Genomic DNA, 16,936 nt, shown 5'->3' with positions numbered 1-16,936 from the left:
AGCGTCTCCTCGACAATCGAGGGGACGCTGTTTCGGTTACATTAACAAAATCAGGCTGGCTGCCATGACCATCATACCGGCGACCATGCCGTACACCGCATGGTGGGCCCGTCCGTATTCACGGGCGGCTGGGAGCAATTCATCAAGCGAGATGAACACCATGATGCCGCCGACAGCCGCGAAGATGATTCCGAACACCGTGTCGCTTAAGAACGGCATCAACAACAGGAAGCCGACGGCCGCGCCGAGAGGTTCGGCGAGTCCGGATAAGAAGGACAGTTTCAGCGCCTTCTTCCGAGAGCCGGTCGCGTAGTAAATCGGGACCGAGACGGCGATCCCTTCCGGAATGTTGTGCAGTGCGATAGCGATGGCGATCGCTAAACCGACGGCCGGGTCATCGAGAGCCGAGATGAACGTGGCCAAACCTTCCGGGAAGTTATGGATGGTGATGGCGAGTGCCATGAAGATTCCCATCTTATGAAGCCGCTGTTTCGTCTCGTGATTCAATGGGACGCGTTCGGTCGCCGTCGTCGCGAGTTCTTGGGACGACGGGTCGTTTTGCATCGTCTCGACGAATTTGACTTCATGCGGGTTCTCGGGAGACGGGATGAACTTGTCGATCAAGGCGATCAACAGCATACCGCCGAAGAACGCGAGGACCGTATAAAGTGTCCCGGTCTGCTCGCCATGGGCGCCGACGAGTTCATCGAGCGCTTTTGGGAAAATCTCGATAAAGGATACGTAAATCATGACCCCGCCTGAGAAGCCAAGGGACACCGACAAGAAGGCTGTGTTGGTCCGTTTGGCGAAGAAGGCGATCATACTTCCGATCCCCGTCGCGAGTCCAGCGAACAACGTCAGTAAAAAGGCATAGATAATCGTGCTATCCATTGAAAAGGACTCCTTTACGTGTAGTGTAAGTTGATAATCACATCATAGCTCAAGTTTTGCCCTAATGCAACTTTTAGTCGCATACGCAAAAAAAACGTGGGAAATCAACGCTCCCGTGTTACAATTTTAGGAAAACGATTGATAAATGTTTAGAATATTTGTAATGTTAACGAGAGAAGTTTTTTACGAGAACATGTGTTTAGAAAGGAATTTGTCGTATGTACAAAAAAGGGAATATCGCGATCTTTGCGGTCATCATGATTGCAACGATCCTACTCGCCGTCTTGACGACACCATGGGTCGTGAAGAACACGAACCTTGGCCTTGACCTCAAAGGCGGATTTGAAGTGCTGTACGAAGTCCAGCCGCTTGAAGACGGCGATGTCATCGATCAATCTGCGATGAATGCAACCGTTCGCGCTATCAACAACCGGGTCAACGTGCTCGGTGTGTCTGAACCGGACATTCGGATTGAGGATGATAACCGGATCCGTGTCCAACTCGCGGGTGTATCGAACCAAAACGATGCCCGAGAAGTGCTCTCGTCGACGGCGCAGCTTACGTTCCGCGACATCGATGACAACGTCCTGCTCGACGGAAAAGATCTCGCGCCGCGCGGCGCCTCAATCAGCTACGATCAGCAAGGCAACCCGGTCGTTGAATTGACGCTCCAATCGGCAGAACAGTTCGGTGAAGTGACGTCTGAGATCGCTCAGCGCCCGGCACCGGAAAACCGCCTTGTCATCTGGCTCGATTATGAGGAAGGTGACTCGTACGAAGAAGAGATTCAAAAAGAGAACTCGAAAATCGTCTCGGACGCCTCGGTCAACGGACCGATTCTTTCGGATAAAGCCATCATCTCCGGTGGGGATATCGACGCCGAGAGTGGTCAACGTCTCGCTGACATCTTGAACGCCGGGGCACTCCCGGTCAAACTTGAAGAGATTTATTCGACGTCGGTCTCGGCCCAATTCGGTCAAGATGCACTTGAGAAGACTGTATTCGCTTCGGTCATCGGTGTCGTCGCTATCTTCTTGTTCATGTTGTTCTTCTATCGTTTACCCGGTCTCGTCTCGATCATCACACTCATTTTGTATATCAATTTGATTATGTTGTTCTTTAACGGGATTAACGCCGTCTTGACGCTCCCGGGGATTGCCGGTCTCGTTCTCGGTATCGGTATGGCAGTCGATGCCAACATCATCACGGCCGAGCGAATTAAAGACGAACTCCGCTCAGGGAAGTCGGTCCTATCGGCGTTCCGTGCCGGTAACCGTCGCTCGCTCAGTACGATCATCGATGCCAACTTGACGACGCTCATCTCGGCAGCGGTCTTGTTCTATTTCGGAACGAGTTCCGTCAAAGGGTTCGCGCTCATGCTCATGATCTCGATCGCGATGACGTTCATCTCGAACGTCTTCATCTCGCGCTATTTGATGCACCTCCTCGTCGCAAGTCGTCTCTTCGACAAGCGCAAAGGCTGGTTTGGTGTGAAGGAGAGTGAAATCCGTGAACTTTAAGCTCACTGAATTAAACTATATTAAACCGATGCGCACGTTGTTCCTCATCTCATGTGCCGTCGTCATCATCGGGCTCGGGATCTTGTTCTTCCGCGGCTTGAACCTCGGAATCGACTTCGCGTCTGGAACGCGGGTCGAAGTCCAGACCGAGTCGCAAGTGTCGCAAGACGATTTAGCGGCCGCCTTCACCGAGGCAGGCGTGGATGAAGACATCTCTTCTGTCCAATATGCAGAAGGCGGGACGCTCGCGAACGTGACGTTCGTCGGGCAGCTCACTCAAGATGAAGTCGCTTCGGTGAAGACTGTATTCACGGAGACGTTCGGGAACGACCCGAACATCAGCACCGTCTCAGCCGAGGTTGGCCGAGACATCGCCCGTAATGCGATTTATGCCGTCTCGCTCGCATCGCTCGGGATTATCTTGTATATCACGTTCCGCTTCCAATTCTCTTACGGTGTCGCCACCGTCGTCGCCATGCTCCACGATGCGTTCTTCATGCTTGTGGCGTTCTCGATTTTTGGCATCGAGGTCAACTTGTACTTCGTCGCCGCGATCTTGACGATTATCGGGTATTCGGTCAACGATACGATCGTTACGTTCGATAGGGTGCGCGAGAACATTCAAGCGTATGAGAAAGAACGGAAAATCAAGACGATGGACGAGTACCGTATGCTCGTGAACAAAGCGATTCAAGAGACGATCGTCCGCTCGATCAATACGGTCGTCACTGTATTGTTCACCGTCATCGCCTTGTACATCTTTGGTGCCGAATCGATTCGCGGCTTCTCGCTCGCGCTTCTCGTCGGCCTCATCATGGGAATGTACTCGTCGATCTTCATCGCTTCGTACCTTTGGTTGCTCATCAAAGGTATGTCGCTCAACAAAAAGAAATCAGCTGCCCCAGAGGCGTAACCACTGGTCTCCCGAATTAATCGGGGGACCTTTTTGAATGTCAAGACGGCACTTCACTCGCTCGTTCTGATATAATCTACAATTGATTGGAGTGAGGCATTATGTATCATGCGAAGAAACGTTGGGTGTATCCGGAGACGGATACAACGGCTGTTGAACAGTTACAGACAGAACTGAATATATCGGAGCAACTTGCGACGCTCCTCATGCAACGGGGGCACCGCGACGTCGAGGCGGCCAAGGCGTTTTTATACGTCGAGGATGAATTGACGTTCCACGACCCGTTTTTATTTGAACAGATGCCAAAAGTAGTCGAACGTTTGAAACGAGCGGCCGACGAAGGTGAGATGGTATTGATTTATGGTGACTATGACGTCGATGGTGTCAGCGCCTCGGCCGTCATGTGGCACGCCTTGACCGAGATTGGCGTCATGGCGGAATGCTATATCCCGAACCGGTTCACCGAAGGATATGGGCCGAACAAAGAGGCGTTCAGCTGGGCCGCCGGTGAAGGGTTCACCCTCATCATCACGGTCGACTGCGGCATCTCGGGGATTGAAGAAGCGGCGCTCTTGAAAGAGCTCGGTGTCGATTTGATCATCACCGATCACCACGAACCGAAAGAGACGTTACCGGATGCATTCGCTATCATCCATCCTCATATCGACCCGTCGTATCCGTATGACAAACTCGCCGGGGCAGGCGTCGCCCTCAAAGTGGCGCACGCCGTGCTCGACCGGATGCCGGACGAGCTTCTCGACTTGGCCGTCCTCGGCACGATCGCCGATCTCGTCCCGCTCGATGGAGAGAACCGTCTGCTCGCCAAGCTCGGACTCAAGGCGCTCGATGATTCGAAACGCCCGGGTATTTTGGCGCTCCGTGAAGTGTGTGCGTTGACGGACGGGACATTGAACGAGGAATCGGTCGGGTTCGCGTTCGGTCCGCGCATCAACGCCGCTGGTCGTCTCGACTCGGCGATGCCGGCGCTCCAGATGTTGCTCGCCGAGAGCGAGGAAGAAGCGCTCGCACTGGCACAACAGCTCGACAAACAGAACAAAGAACGCCAAGACATCGTCAAGACGATCGCCAAAGAAGCGACGGAACTCGTCGAAGCCTCGATGACGGACGACCGCGTCCTCGTCGTCGCCAGTGAACGCTGGAACCCAGGCGTCGTCGGAATCGTCGCCTCACGTCTCGTCGAGGCGTACTATCGTCCGGTCATCCTATTGTGCCATGACCCGAAGACAGGGAAGGCGAAAGGGTCGGGCCGGTCGATTGACGGTTTCGACTTGTTCAAAGAACTATCGAAGAACGAAGACATCTTGCCGCACTTCGGTGGCCACCCGGCCGCAGCCGGGATGACGCTGTTATCGGAAAACGTGGCCGAACTGCGCCGTCGTCTGAACGAACAAGCCGAATCGATTCCGGACGAGACGTTCGTCGCCCGCGTCAACGTCGACTTGAAGCTCGACGTGAACGATGTGTCGCTCGACTTGATTTCAGAGATTGGCAAGCTCGCCCCGTTCGGGATGGGTAATCCGTCACCGCGTGTCGTCGTGGCAGACGCTAGACTTCGCGATATCCGTCAAATCGGGCGCGACAACACCCATTTGAAGGTTCAGCTCGCCGGGGATAAGCGGGAACTTGATGGCATCGGCTTCGGTTTCGGTCACGTCGTCTCTGAAATCTCGAAGATGGCCCACGTCTCGGTCATGGGCAGTCTGCAAGTAAATGAATGGAACGGGATGCGCAAGCCGCAGCTCATGATTCAAGACATCCGTGTCGACGGGTTCCAAGTGTTCGATTATCGGGGCAAGAAAAATTCGCTCGACGAATTGAAACAGCTCCCGGGCGACACGACGTCGTTCATCTCGTTCCAAGGGCGGGACGACTTCCCGCTCCACGACCTTGATACGCCGCTCAAGCCGTTTGTCGTCTTGCTCGATTTGCCGGACGAGGAAGACGTATTGGCGGACTTGTTGACCGAGGACGTCGAACGCATCTACTGTGCGTTCGGACAAGGCGGCTCGTTCTTCGAGAAGTTGCCGACGCGTGAAGATTTCCGAACATACTACGTCCACATGGCGACGTGCGAACGGAAAAACCTGCGCGAAAACTTGATTCGTTTGTCAATCGAGCGAAAATGGTCAAAAAATACGATTCAATTTATGCATCAAGTATTCTCTGAACTCGAATTTCTTGTTACAATGGAAGACGGACTGCCTGGAGTGAATCCAGAAGCGCCGAAACGCGATTTGACCGAAGCGCCGTGTTATAAGCGCCGGGTCGGACGAGTCCAACTCGAGGAGCGTTTCATCTATGCGTCGTTGGCAGAACTGAAAGAGCGGTTACAATCATTGCGATCGAACAAGATGCAGGAGGCTTACACATAAAATGGATTTCAAACAGCATATTAAAGAAGTAGCGGATTACCCGAAAGAAGGAATCAGCTTCAAAGACATCACGTCACTCATGCAAGACGGGCCGGCTTACAAAAAAGCGGTCGATGAGCTCATCGCTTACGCTCAGGAGCGCGGTGCTGAACTCATCGCTGGTCCGGAAGCACGCGGATTCGTCGTCGGTTGCCCGGCAGCGTACGCACTTGAACTCGGGTTCGTCCCGGTCCGTAAAGAAGGCAAGTTGCCACGTGAGACGGTTCGCGTCGCATACGGCCTCGAATACGGCACAGACATTTTGACGATGCACAAAGATTCAATCAAACCGGGCCAACAAGTCGTCATCTTGGATGACTTGCTCGCAACAGGCGGCACGATTGAAGCGACCATCAAAATGATTGAACAACTCGGCGGCGTCGTCGCGGGGATTGGATTCTTAATTGAACTTGATGGACTTGGTGGACGTGAGCGTCTCGAAGGATACGACGTGTTCTCACTCATCCGTTACGAAGATTGACCTAGACGGGAAGCGATTAGCTTCCCGTTTTTGAATAGTTTTTGAGGAAAATAACCCACAACCTTTGACAGGTCGTCAGATTTTTTCGATAATAGTAAGTAAAATTACATTACTCATGCACGTTAACTACTACCATGCTGCGACGAGTCCAAGTCGATTGGAGCGGTAAGAAAAAGGGTGTCGAATGTTATGACCAAAAAACAAATCGTAAGTATTGAGGACCTTCTCGACGCGCTCGGGGAGTATATGGGTGAAGACGAGATTGCCGAAGTGAGACGCGCTTACGAATACGCAAAACTGCATCATACCGGTCAGTTCCGACGTTCCGGCGAACCCTACATTCTGCATCCGGTCCAAGTGGCCGGTATTCTCGTTGATATCGGGTTAGACGCGACGACGATTATCGGTGCGCTTCTTCATGATGTCGTGGAAGACACGGACATCACGCTCAAACAGCTCGCTGACGAGTTTGGGGTCGAGGTGGCCATGCTCGTCGACGGTGTGACGAAGCTCGGTAAAATCAAATATAAATCGAAAAAAGAAGAGCTCGCCGAGAATCACCGCAAGATGATTATCGCGATGGCTGAAGACGTACGTGTCATCTTGATCAAACTCGCCGACCGTCTGCATAACATGCGGACGCTTCAACATATGCCGAAAGAGAAGCAAGTTCAAAAAGCGGAAGAAACGCTCGAGATTTTCGCGCCGCTCGCCCACCGGATGGGGATCTCGACGATCAAATGGGAGCTCGAGGATATTTCGTTACGTTATATCAATCCGCAGCAATACTATAAAATCGTCTCGATGATGAAACAGAAGCGGACCGAGCGGGAAGCGCTCGTCACTTCGGTCATCACAGAAGTGAACACCGTACTTGAGGACGTGAGCATCGAGGCCGACGTCAACGGCCGTCCGAAGCACATCTACTCGATTTACAACAAGATGGTGAAGCATAAGAAAGAGTTCAATGAGATTTATGACTTGATGGCCGTCCGCATCATCGTCGATTCGATTCGCGACTGCTACGCCGTCCTCGGCATCATCCACACGCAATACAAGCCGATGCCGGGCCGGTTCAAGGATTATATCGCCATGCCGAAACCGAACATGTATCAGTCGCTCCACACGACGGTGATCGGACCGAAGGGTGAGCCGCTCGAAGTGCAAATCCGTACGAAGGACATGCACTTCATCGCCGAGTTCGGGATTGCCGCGCACTGGGCCTATAAAGAAGGAAAGAGTGTCGCGACGAACGGGTTCGATGAAAAGATCGCCCATCTGCGCGAGATTTTAGAGCTACAAAAAGATACGACCGACGCCGAGGAGTTCATGGAATCGCTCAAAGTCGATTTCTTCAGCGACATGCTCTACGTCTTCACACCGAAAGGGGACGTCTTCGAGTTGCCGAAAGGATCGGTCCCGATCGATTACGCCTATCGCATCCATACCGAGATCGGTCACCGGATGACGGGGGCGAAAGTGAACGGACGGATGGTGCCACTCGACCATAAACTCGAGACAGGTGACATCATCGAGATCATCACGTCGAAACATAGCTATGGGCCGAGCAAGGACTGGCTCAAGCTCGCCGTCTCGAGCCAGGCGAAGAACAAGATTCGCCAATGGTTCAAGCGCCAACAGCGTGAAGAGAACGTCGAGAAAGGCAAAGAGCTCGTCGACGTCGAGATTAAGAAGCTCGGCTTCGAGCCGAAAGAAGTGATCGATGACCAGTCGCTCGCCGTCGTCGTCGAGAAGTTCAACTTCGGGAACGAGGAAGAGATGTACGCCGCGGTCGGCTATCATGGCATCACGGCCGCCCAAGTCGCCCACAAGTTGACGGAGAAGCAGCGCAAAGAGCCAAAACTCGAGCTGTCGGACGCGATCAACGAATTGAAAGTCAGTCAGTCGCCGAAGAAGAAGACGGCCGAGGCCGGCGTCTCGGTGAAAGGGATTGACAACATGCTGATCCGCATGAGCCGCTGCTGTAACCCAGTGCCGGGCGATGAAATCGTCGGGTATATCACACGTGGACGCGGCGTGTCGATTCACCGGAAGGACTGCTTGAACATCATCAATGAGCAGCACCCGGAGCGACTCCTCACGGTCGAGTGGGAAGTCGGTCAGGCGAAGGAGAAGAACTATAACGTCGACATCGAGATCACCGGCTACGACCGTTCCGGTTTGTTGAACGACGTGCTCCAAGCCGTCTCGGCGACGAACACGAACATCGTGGCGGTGAGCGGACGCGGGGACCAGAACAAACAGGCCCGTATCTCGATGACGATCTCGATTCCGAACGTGAACCATCTGCAAAAAGTCGTCGACCGGATTAAGCAAATCTCGGACGTGTACTCGGTCAGCCGAGTCATGATGACGTGACGAAAGGAAGATTTCTGTGCGTGTATTGTTGCAACGAGTAAAAGAAGCATCCGTCACCGTCGATGAGGAGACGATCGGTCAAATCGAGGCCGGTTATTTGCTCCTCGTCGGGGTGACGCACGAGGACACCGAGACGGAAGTAAACTGGCTCGCCGACAAGGTGGCCGGACTCCGTGTCTTCGAGGACGCGGACGAGAAGATGAACTTATCGATTCAAGACGTCGCCGGCAAAGTGTTGTCCGTGTCGCAGTTCACGCTTTACGGGGACACGCTCAAAGGCCGTCGTCCCGCTTTCACGCAAGCAGCGAAGCCGGATATCGCCGAACGTCTTTACGAGAAGTTCAACGAGCGTTTGCGGACGCACGGGCTCGTCGTCGAGACCGGGAAGTTCGGGGCGATGATGGATGTCGCGCTCGTCAATGACGGTCCGGTCACGCTCATGCTCGAAAAAAACGCTTGACAGAAGCAGGCGTGATTCGGCATCATGAACCATATAACCTAACACCTACGATAAAGAAAAGTACGGTCACCCCACCAGCAAAGAGAGCGATGCCGAGGCTGAAAGCATCGACTGGATGATGACCCGAACGACACTTTGGAGGTGCTTCCTTGAACTCTTAGTAGGGGGAGCCGTTTCATCGGGCGTTAACCGATTTCGAGTGGCAGAGTATCGATTATGGCTCTGCAACGAGGGTGGTACCACGGGAAACTTTAACAGGCTCTCGTCCCTTTGCGGACGAGAGCCTTTTTGTATTCTAAGGAGGGAATTTAGATGAAAGCACCACGCGGCACACAAGACCTGCTTCCGGGCACGGTCGAGACGTGGCAGTATGTCGAAGAGAAACTACGCGACATTAGCGCCCGTTACAACTATAAAGAGATTCGTACCCCGATTTTTGAAACGACCGACCTGTTCACACGCAGCGTCGGCGAGACGACGGACATCGTCCAAAAAGAGATGTTCACGCTCGTCAAGAAAGGCAAGGACGAGTATACGCTCCGTCCGGAAGGGACGGCCTCGGTCGTCCGCGCTTTCGTCACGAACAAGCTGTTCGGCAGCCCCGACCAGCCGACGAAACTGTACTACATGGGACCGATGTTCCGCTACGAACGTCCACAAAAAGGCCGGTTCCGCCAACTGCACCAATACGGTGTCGAGGCGATCGGTAGCAGTGACCCTGCCGTCGACGCAGAAGTGATCAGCCTCGCCTACACGATTTACAAATCGTTCGGCCTGAAGCAAATCAAGGTCGTCGTCAACTCGCTCGGTGACGCCGAGAGCCGCAACGCTCACCGCGAAGCGCTCATCCGTCACTTCGAACCGGTCCAGCACGAGCTGTGCCAAGATTGCCAGACGCGATTGCACCAAAACCCGCTTCGCGTCCTCGACTGTAAAGTCGACCGCGACCACCCGTCGATGAAGTCGGCACCTTCGATTCTCGACTTCTTGAACGAAGAGTCGAAGACGTACTTCGAGAAAGTACTCGCGCACTTGGATGCGCTCGGCGTCGCTTACGTCGTCGACCCGACGCTCGTCCGCGGTCTCGACTACTATACGCACACAGCGTTCGAGATCATGTCAGAGGCAGAAGGCTTCGGCGCCATCACGACGCTATGCGGCGGTGGACGCTATAACGGTCTCGTCCAAGACATCGGTGGACCGGACATGCCGGGCATCGGTTTCGGGATCGGGCTCGAGCGTCTCATCCTCGCTCTCGAGAATGAAGGGGTGCTCCCGGCACTCGAGACGGGACTTGATGTTTTCGTCGTCGCCCAAGGCGGATCAGAAGTCGAAGTGACGGCGACACGCCTGTTGCAACTGCTTCGCATCGAAGGCTTCAAGGCGGACCGCGACTATCTCGGCCGCAAGTTCAAAGGACAATTCAAACAAGCCGACCGCTTGAACGCGAAGTTCACCGTCATCCTCGGAGACGATGAAGTCGAACGCGGCTCGGCCTCTCTCAAGGTCATGGCGACCGGGGAACAAGTCGACGTGCCGCTTTCGGCTGTCGCAGACAAAATTCGTGAACTATCGGAAGGAGCAGGACAATGATTGGACGCACACATATGAACGGCCGCGTGACAGAATCACTCATCGGCCAAGACGTACAATTGAAAGGATGGGTACAAAAACGTCGCGACCTCGGAGGCCTCATCTTCATCGACCTTCGTGACCGCACAGGCATCGTCCAAGTCGTCGTTCGCCCAGAAAACGAAGCGGTGCACAAGCTCGCCGAGTCGATCCGCAGCGAATACGTACTTGATATTAAGGGAACTGTCCTCGAACGTGAGAACAAGAATCCGAATATGCCGACCGGGAACATCGAAGTCATCGCCTCTGAAATCAACATCTTGAACGCGGCGAAGATGACGCCGATTCCAATCGGTGACGAGGCCGAGAACGTATCGGAAGACCTCCGTCTTAAATACCGTTACCTCGACCTCCGTCGTCCGGCGCTCCAAGAGACGTTCCGTCTCCGCTCGAAGGCGTCGAACACGATCCGTAACTTCTTGACGGAAGAGGAGTTCCTCGAAGTCGAGACACCGATTTTGACGAAGTCGACACCAGAAGGCGCGCGTGACTATCTCGTCCCAAGCCGTGTTCACGGCGGCGAATTCTACGCGCTCCCGCAATCACCGCAGTTGTTCAAGCAGCTCCTCATGGTGGCTGGATTCGACCGTTACTTCCAAATCGCACGCTGCTTCCGTGACGAAGACCTTCGGGCCGACCGTCAACCGGAATTCACGCAAGTCGATATCGAGACGAGCTTCATGGACGTCGAAGACTTGATGGCGATGATGGAATCGATGATGGGCCAAGTCATGGAAGCGACGCTCGGTCGCACGGACACACCGGCCAAGTTCGAGCGGATGACGCACGAAGAGGCGATGCGCCGTTTCGGTTCAGACAAACCGGACACACGTTTCGGTCTTGAGCTCATCGACGTCGCGGACGCTGTCACAGGTGCCGGCTTCAAAGTGTTCGACATGGCGCTCGAGTCAAACGGACAAGTCAAAGCGATCAACGTCAAAGGTGAAGCGGACAAGTTCTCGCGTAAAGACATCGACAAGCTTCAAGAGTTCACGGCCGTCTACGGCGCGAAAGGTCTCGCTTGGCTCAAAGTGACGCCAGAAGGCTTGAACGGACCGATCGCCAAGTTCTTCGACGAGACGTATGCTCAGAAGTTGATGGAAGCGACGAACGCAGAAGCGGGCGACCTGCTCCTCTTTGTGGCGTCAAAACCGACAGTCGTCGCCGACAGCCTCGGCGCGCTTCGCGTCAAACTCGGTCATGAGCTCGGGCTCATCGACGAGTCGAAATTCAACTTCCTTTGGGTGACGGACTTCCCGCTCGTCACGTTCGAAGAAGAAGACGGACGTTTCTACGCCAACCACCACCCGTTCACGATGCCAAACCGTGAAGACCTCCACTTGCTTGAGACGGATCCAGCGAGTGTACGCGCCCTTGCCTATGACCTCGTCTTGAACGGCTATGAGCTCGGTGGCGGATCGCAACGGATTTATGAGCGTGACATTCAAGAGCGCATGTTCAAATTGCTCGGCTTCACAGAACAAGAAGCAGTCGACCAGTTCGGCTTCTTGCTCGAAGCGTTCGAATATGGCACACCGCCACACGCGGGTATCGCGCTCGGTCTCGACCGTCTCGTCATGATCCTCGCGGGTCGTTCGAACCTTCGTGACACGATTGCCTTCCCGAAAACGGCGTCGGCGAGCGACTTGCTCACACAAGCACCAAGCCCGGTCGCGGACGCGCAACTCCAAGAGTTGTCGATTCGTACCGCATTGAAAGAGAAGAAATAAGCAATCAAAAGGAGGTTCGCCGCGGCGAACCTCCTTTTACTTACACGGAAACAGATGTGACCCAGTTTTCTTTGACTTCTTGAACGACACGATCTGGATTTTCCCAATGGAGCATGTGTGAAGCGGATGGGACGGGTTTGACGACGGCACCGGTCAATTCGGCGATTTGATTCGATGCATCGATTTTAAATGGCTCATCTGCTTCTGGAAGCGTCGCCCGCAACAGGATGATCGAGTTCGATTGCACCCGGCTTGAAAAATCGAGCACCTCATCGCGATACATCGATCGAATGATGGCTGCACCAGTTTTTCCGCGAGCGTGCCAATAGTAGCGGTTGTCTCTATGTACGGCAAGGTCTTGCGCGGCCAAATCTAGGAGTGGGGAACGTCTCGAGATCCCATCGTAGACCGCCATCGATTCGAATTCGCCCCAAGTCTCACAAAAAACTTCAAAATCTGTTTCGTAATACGCCGCCTCTTTCTCTGAAGAGCGTCCGCGCAGCCGCTTACTTTGATACCCACCATCGATCAAAATTGAACCGTCGACGCGGTCGCCTTGATCGATCAAATAGTAGAGGTGGATGAAAGACCCCCAGGAATGGGAGAGGAAATAAAAACGGTTCACATCAAGCATGTCGAGCACTTGATTCAGCCACTCACAAAAGCGAGGGAAGTCGTATGCATGGTCATCCTGAAAAGATTGGGACATCCCATGACCCGGTGCATCAATCGCAAGGATGCGGAAGTGGTGTTGTAGTTTGTCCGCAACTTCGATGAAACTGAGTGCTGTACTGCCGAGGCCGCGCAAACAAAAGATGACTGGCTTGTCGCGTTCGCCCCATTCGGTGACGCGGACATCGATGTCCTGGCAATGAATCATATAGCGTTTCAATTTCAAATTCCTCCAAATCGTATGTATTAAAAAAGAAGGGTCGACCGAATTGTCCGACACCTTCTCTTCATTTCTTTATCTGTTGTTAGTTTTCCTCTTGGTCATTCATCTTTTTCGCCGTTCGCTGAAGCGCGAATCCGAAGGCGAACAGCGAGGCGATCACGGCCGTCATCGTGTAGACCGAGTCCGCGAACGCCAGGTAAATGCCGAACAGGCCGAGCCCGAAGCTGAGGATAAACCAAAGCCAGAGGCTCGGATGGTCGCGTAACGCCTGCTTCATCGGCTCGGGACGTTCAACTGGCAACCGGTCCCATCGGTCACGAGTAAGTTCGAGTTGAACACTTGGCCGTTACTCTTCAAGACAAGCGTCCGTTTATCGTCACGATAGTCAATGATCATGTCCTCGTCCAAAAAGATTTTCGTCCAGTTCTTAATGAGAATCGGGCCGACGTTCGAATCAATCTCGACATCTTCTGGTGTCGTCTCGGTCACGTAGCGAATCTCGAAGATGCCGCTATTGCCACAGCCGCAACCTTCCGTCTCATAAAACAAGTGCATTTGTCCGTCACGGTCGCCTTTTAAGGCATCAATCCGCGCCTGAGCGCGTTCTGTAATCTGTACGTTCATGTGTATCACTCCTTAACTCTATTATACCTCGCTGGAAAAAAGATTGAAAAAGACGTGCTTCCCGTTTTCCACTTCCTGCAAAAAGGCGTAAACTATTTGTTTAGAAGGGGGAAACGACATGATCTCACGTTTTTTTAGTTATTACCGTCCACATAAGAAGTTATTCATCCTCGATTTCTCGTTCGCCATCCTCGTCGGCCTGCTCGAGCTCGGTTTTCCGCTCGCCGTACAATGGTTCATCGACGACCTGTTGCCGGGTGGGGAATGGAATTGGATTATCATCATCAGCATCGGCCTATTGATTCTTTACATACTCGCCATGATGATGCAGTACGTCGTCAACTATTGGGGGCATAAGCTCGGCATCAATATCGAGACCGATATGCGGGAAGAGCTGTTCACCCACATCCATAAACAGTCGTTCCGGTTCTTCGATAATCATAAGACCGGCCATCTGATGAGTCGGGTGACGAACGACTTGTTCGATATCGGCGAAGTGGCGCACCATGGTCCTGAAGATTTCTTCATCGCCATCATGACACTGCTCGGTGCGTTCGGAATCATGTTCTCGATCGACCCGCAACTCGCGCTCGTGACGGTCGTCGCCGTGCCATTCCTTGTCATCATGATCACGTACGCCAACAAAAACATGAACAAGGCGTGGCAAAAGATGTATACGAATATCGGTGAAGTGAACGCCCGTGTCGAGGACAGCGTCTCCGGCGCGCGTGTCGTCCAATCGTTCACGAACGAGACGTTCGAAATCAACCGATTCCAGAAAGACAATAACTTCTACCGCGGCTCGAAAATCGAGGCGTATCGAGTCATGAGTAAATCGCTTGCGGGCATTTATATTACGACGCGGCTCATGACGCTGCTCGTACTCGTTTACGGCGCCTATTTGACGTATCAAGGTCAACTGTCTTACGGGCAGCTCGTCGGGTTCATCCTCTATATGAACTTGCTCATCAAGCCGATCGAGAAAATCACAGCCCTCCTCGAGATGTATCCGAAAGGGATGGCCGGCTTCAAACGATTCACGCAACTATTGGACGAGGCGCCGGACATCGAGAACCGTCCGGACGCCGTCGACGTCACGGCACTGAAAGGCGACATCGCCTTCCAAAACGTCTCGTTCGGCTACTCGAACTATCGCCAAGTGTTGACCGACATCGACCTCGACATCAAGTCGGGTACGACGGTCGCCCTCGTCGGGACGAGCGGGGCCGGGAAGACGACGATTTGTTCGCTCATCCCGCGTTTCTATGACGTGACGAGTGGCGCCATCACAATTGACGGTATGGACATCCGCGATATGACGAAAGAGAGTCTGCGACGCCAAATCGGAATCGTGCAACAGGACGTGTTCTTGTTCGCGGGAACACTCCGTGAGAATATCGCTTACGGGAAGCTGGACGCGACCGACGCGGAAATTATGCATGCGGTCGAGAAAGCACATCTGAACTCGCTCGTCGAAGAGTTGCAGTACGGCCTCGATACGCAAATCGGGGAACGGGGCTTGAAGCTGTCGGGCGGACAGAAACAACGGATTGCCATCGCCCGGATGTTCCTCAAAAATCCACCGATTTTGATTTTGGACGAGGCGACGTCCGCGCTCGACACGGAGACGGAAGCGATCATTCAAGACTCGCTCAATGAACTCGCGGCCGACCGGACGACGCTCATCATCGCCCACCGCTTAGCGACGGTGAAAAATGCCGACCGTATCCTCGTCGTCACCGCTGACGGCATCGTCGAGGACGGGACGCACGATGAATTGAGCATGAAAGGCGGCGTGTTCGCCGGATTGCTCAGACGCCAACAACTATAAGGAATGGGCAGCCACCAATAATTTTTGGTGGCTGTCGTGCGTTAGTGGGGTATAGACAGGAATATAGTTGTGATGAGGAGGAAAACAAGTGATGAAAGCAATACAGGTCATCGGTTACGGTGACGTCGATCAATTACAAGTCGTCGATGTCGCGATTCCGAGCCTAAAACAAGGAGAAGTGCTCGTGCGCGTGAAGGCGTGCGGAATTAACAATACCGAGATTTGGATGCGAGAAGGGGCGTATGGGACGGACAAAGAGTCCGGCTGGCGGCCGGAAGGGGTCCAGTTCCCACGGGTCCCGGGTTCAGATATCACGGGTGAAGTCGTGAAGGTCGGCAGCGGGGTCGAGGAGACGATGGTAGGACGTCGCGTCATCCTGTTCCCGTTCACATCGAGCGGGCAGGACGGGGAAGAGCATATCGCTGACGATATGTCGTTCATCGGTTCCGAGTACGATGGCGGTTATGCCGAATATGTCGCTTGGCCGGCCGCACTCTGTTACGATATGCCGCTCGACAGTTTCGTCGATAGCGCCGTCTTCACGGTGAGCGGGTTGACAGCGTGGCATATGAATGAACAGATTGAGATTCAGCCGGGGCAGACGATTGTCGTCACCGGTGCGAGCGGTGGGGTCGGTTCGTTCAACGTCCAAATCGCGGCGAACGTGCATGGCGCGAACGTATTCGCCATCGTCGGCGATTTGAAAGATGAAGCGAATGAAAGAACTCGGAGCGAGCCGAGTCTTTTCATACCGGTCCGAGACGCTCGCCGAAGAGATTCTTGAAGCGAACGGGGGACCGGTCGATGCCGTGCTCGATGTCGTCGGTGACGCCTTGTTCGCGATGTCGCTCAAGGTATTGAAAAATGGCGGCAAGTTCTGTATTTCCGGTTCGGCCGGGGGACAACAGACGAACCTCGACTTCCGGACGATGTATTTGAAACATATCACCATGTACGGCTCCGTGCTCGGTACGCGGGCCGAGTTCCAAGCGATGCTCGAGGCGATTGAAGCCGGGAAGATTCGGCCACTCGTCGATCGGATGTTCCCGCTTGCTGAGGCGCGGGACGCCCAAACGTATTTCAAACAACGGGGCAAATTCGGGAAAATTGTCCTCGTGCCATAACGAAAAGAGAGGAAACCGGACTGT

The 16,936-nt window shown here is 53.8% G+C and carries 13 protein-coding genes, 1 pseudogene and 1 other annotated feature; of the genes and pseudogenes, 10 read left to right on the top strand and 4 right to left on the bottom strand.

The window, feature by feature from the left end:
* Positions 1 to 36: 36 nt before the first annotated feature.
* A complete protein-coding gene (gene zupT, locus KNP68_RS05135; protein ID WP_021066900.1) occupies positions 37 to 891 on the bottom strand; it encodes a zinc transporter ZupT in 855 nt (284 codons plus the stop codon).
* A 218-nt stretch (positions 892 to 1,109) separates the two neighbouring features.
* On the opposite strand from zupT, the gene secD reads away from it, so the two are divergent.
* The 8 genes from secD to aspS all read left to right on the top strand — a co-directional run bounded on the left by secD (position 1,110) and on the right by aspS (position 12,438).
* Positions 1,110 to 2,411, top strand: coding sequence for a protein translocase subunit SecD (secD, locus tag KNP68_RS05130; protein WP_131471102.1), 1,302 nt, complete (start codon positions 1,110 to 1,112; stop codon positions 2,409 to 2,411).
* Complete coding sequence (gene secF / locus KNP68_RS05125) at positions 2,401 to 3,324, top strand: protein translocase subunit SecF (RefSeq protein WP_125318020.1); 924 nt, start codon at positions 2,401 to 2,403, stop codon at positions 3,322 to 3,324. Before secD ends, secF begins: the two co-directional genes overlap by 11 nt.
* Before the next feature lie 101 nt (positions 3,325 to 3,425).
* A complete protein-coding gene (recJ, locus tag KNP68_RS05120) occupies positions 3,426 to 5,717 on the top strand; it encodes a single-stranded-DNA-specific exonuclease RecJ (protein WP_131471103.1) in 2,292 nt (763 codons plus the stop codon).
* 1 nt (position 5,718) lies between these two features.
* A complete protein-coding gene (locus KNP68_RS05115; protein ID WP_021066904.1) occupies positions 5,719 to 6,237 on the top strand; it encodes an adenine phosphoribosyltransferase in 519 nt (172 codons plus the stop codon).
* 189 nt (positions 6,238 to 6,426) lie between these two features.
* Positions 6,427 to 8,616: a RelA/SpoT family protein gene (locus KNP68_RS05110; protein ID WP_021066905.1), complete on the top strand. Its 2,190-nt coding sequence runs from the start codon at positions 6,427 to 6,429 to the stop codon at positions 8,614 to 8,616.
* Between the two features lie 16 nt (positions 8,617 to 8,632).
* Positions 8,633 to 9,076, top strand: a complete 444-nt coding sequence (dtd, locus tag KNP68_RS05105; RefSeq protein WP_021066906.1) for a D-aminoacyl-tRNA deacylase — start codon at positions 8,633 to 8,635, stop codon at positions 9,074 to 9,076.
* 38 nt (positions 9,077 to 9,114) lie between these two features.
* Positions 9,115 to 9,349: a binding site (T-box leader), on the top strand.
* Between the two features lie 39 nt (positions 9,350 to 9,388).
* Positions 9,389 to 10,669: a histidine--tRNA ligase gene (gene hisS / locus KNP68_RS05100; RefSeq protein WP_021066907.1), complete on the top strand. Its 1,281-nt coding sequence runs from the start codon at positions 9,389 to 9,391 to the stop codon at positions 10,667 to 10,669.
* Positions 10,666 to 12,438 carry an aspartate--tRNA ligase gene (aspS, locus tag KNP68_RS05095; protein WP_131471105.1) on the top strand — a complete coding sequence of 591 codons (1,773 nt, stop codon included), beginning with the start codon at positions 10,666 to 10,668 and terminating at the stop codon, positions 12,436 to 12,438. Before hisS ends, aspS begins: the two co-directional genes overlap by 4 nt.
* A gap of 40 nt (positions 12,439 to 12,478) precedes the next feature.
* Here aspS and KNP68_RS05090 read toward each other — a convergent pair whose 3' ends face one another.
* From KNP68_RS05090 to KNP68_RS05080, 3 genes are all read right to left on the bottom strand, one after another.
* Positions 12,479 to 13,330: an alpha/beta fold hydrolase gene (locus KNP68_RS05090; protein WP_251131463.1), complete on the bottom strand. Its 852-nt coding sequence runs from the start codon at positions 13,328 to 13,330 to the stop codon at positions 12,479 to 12,481.
* Between the two features lie 85 nt (positions 13,331 to 13,415).
* Positions 13,416 to 13,634: a hypothetical protein gene (locus KNP68_RS05085; protein ID WP_125318019.1), complete on the bottom strand. Its 219-nt coding sequence runs from the start codon at positions 13,632 to 13,634 to the stop codon at positions 13,416 to 13,418.
* A complete protein-coding gene (locus KNP68_RS05080; protein WP_021066911.1) occupies positions 13,607 to 13,957 on the bottom strand; it encodes an iron-sulfur cluster biosynthesis family protein in 351 nt (116 codons plus the stop codon). The genes KNP68_RS05085 and KNP68_RS05080 overlap by 28 nt, the downstream gene beginning before the upstream one ends.
* Before the next feature lie 118 nt (positions 13,958 to 14,075).
* On the opposite strand from KNP68_RS05080, the gene KNP68_RS05075 reads away from it, so the two are divergent.
* Positions 14,076 to 15,788 (top strand): ABC transporter ATP-binding protein, encoded by a 1,713-nt coding sequence (locus KNP68_RS05075; protein WP_214798959.1) that lies wholly within the window; start codon positions 14,076 to 14,078, stop codon positions 15,786 to 15,788.
* A gap of 91 nt (positions 15,789 to 15,879) precedes the next feature.
* A pseudogene (locus KNP68_RS05070) lies at positions 15,880 to 16,912 on the top strand (zinc-binding dehydrogenase).
* The last annotated feature ends 24 nt before the right edge of the window (positions 16,913 to 16,936 follow it).

The organism is Exiguobacterium sp. s50, assembly GCF_018618175.1.
GTDB lineage: Bacteria > Bacillota > Bacilli > Exiguobacteriales > Exiguobacteriaceae > Exiguobacterium > Exiguobacterium chiriqhucha.
This window is presented reverse-complemented; position numbering and strand designations above follow the sequence as displayed.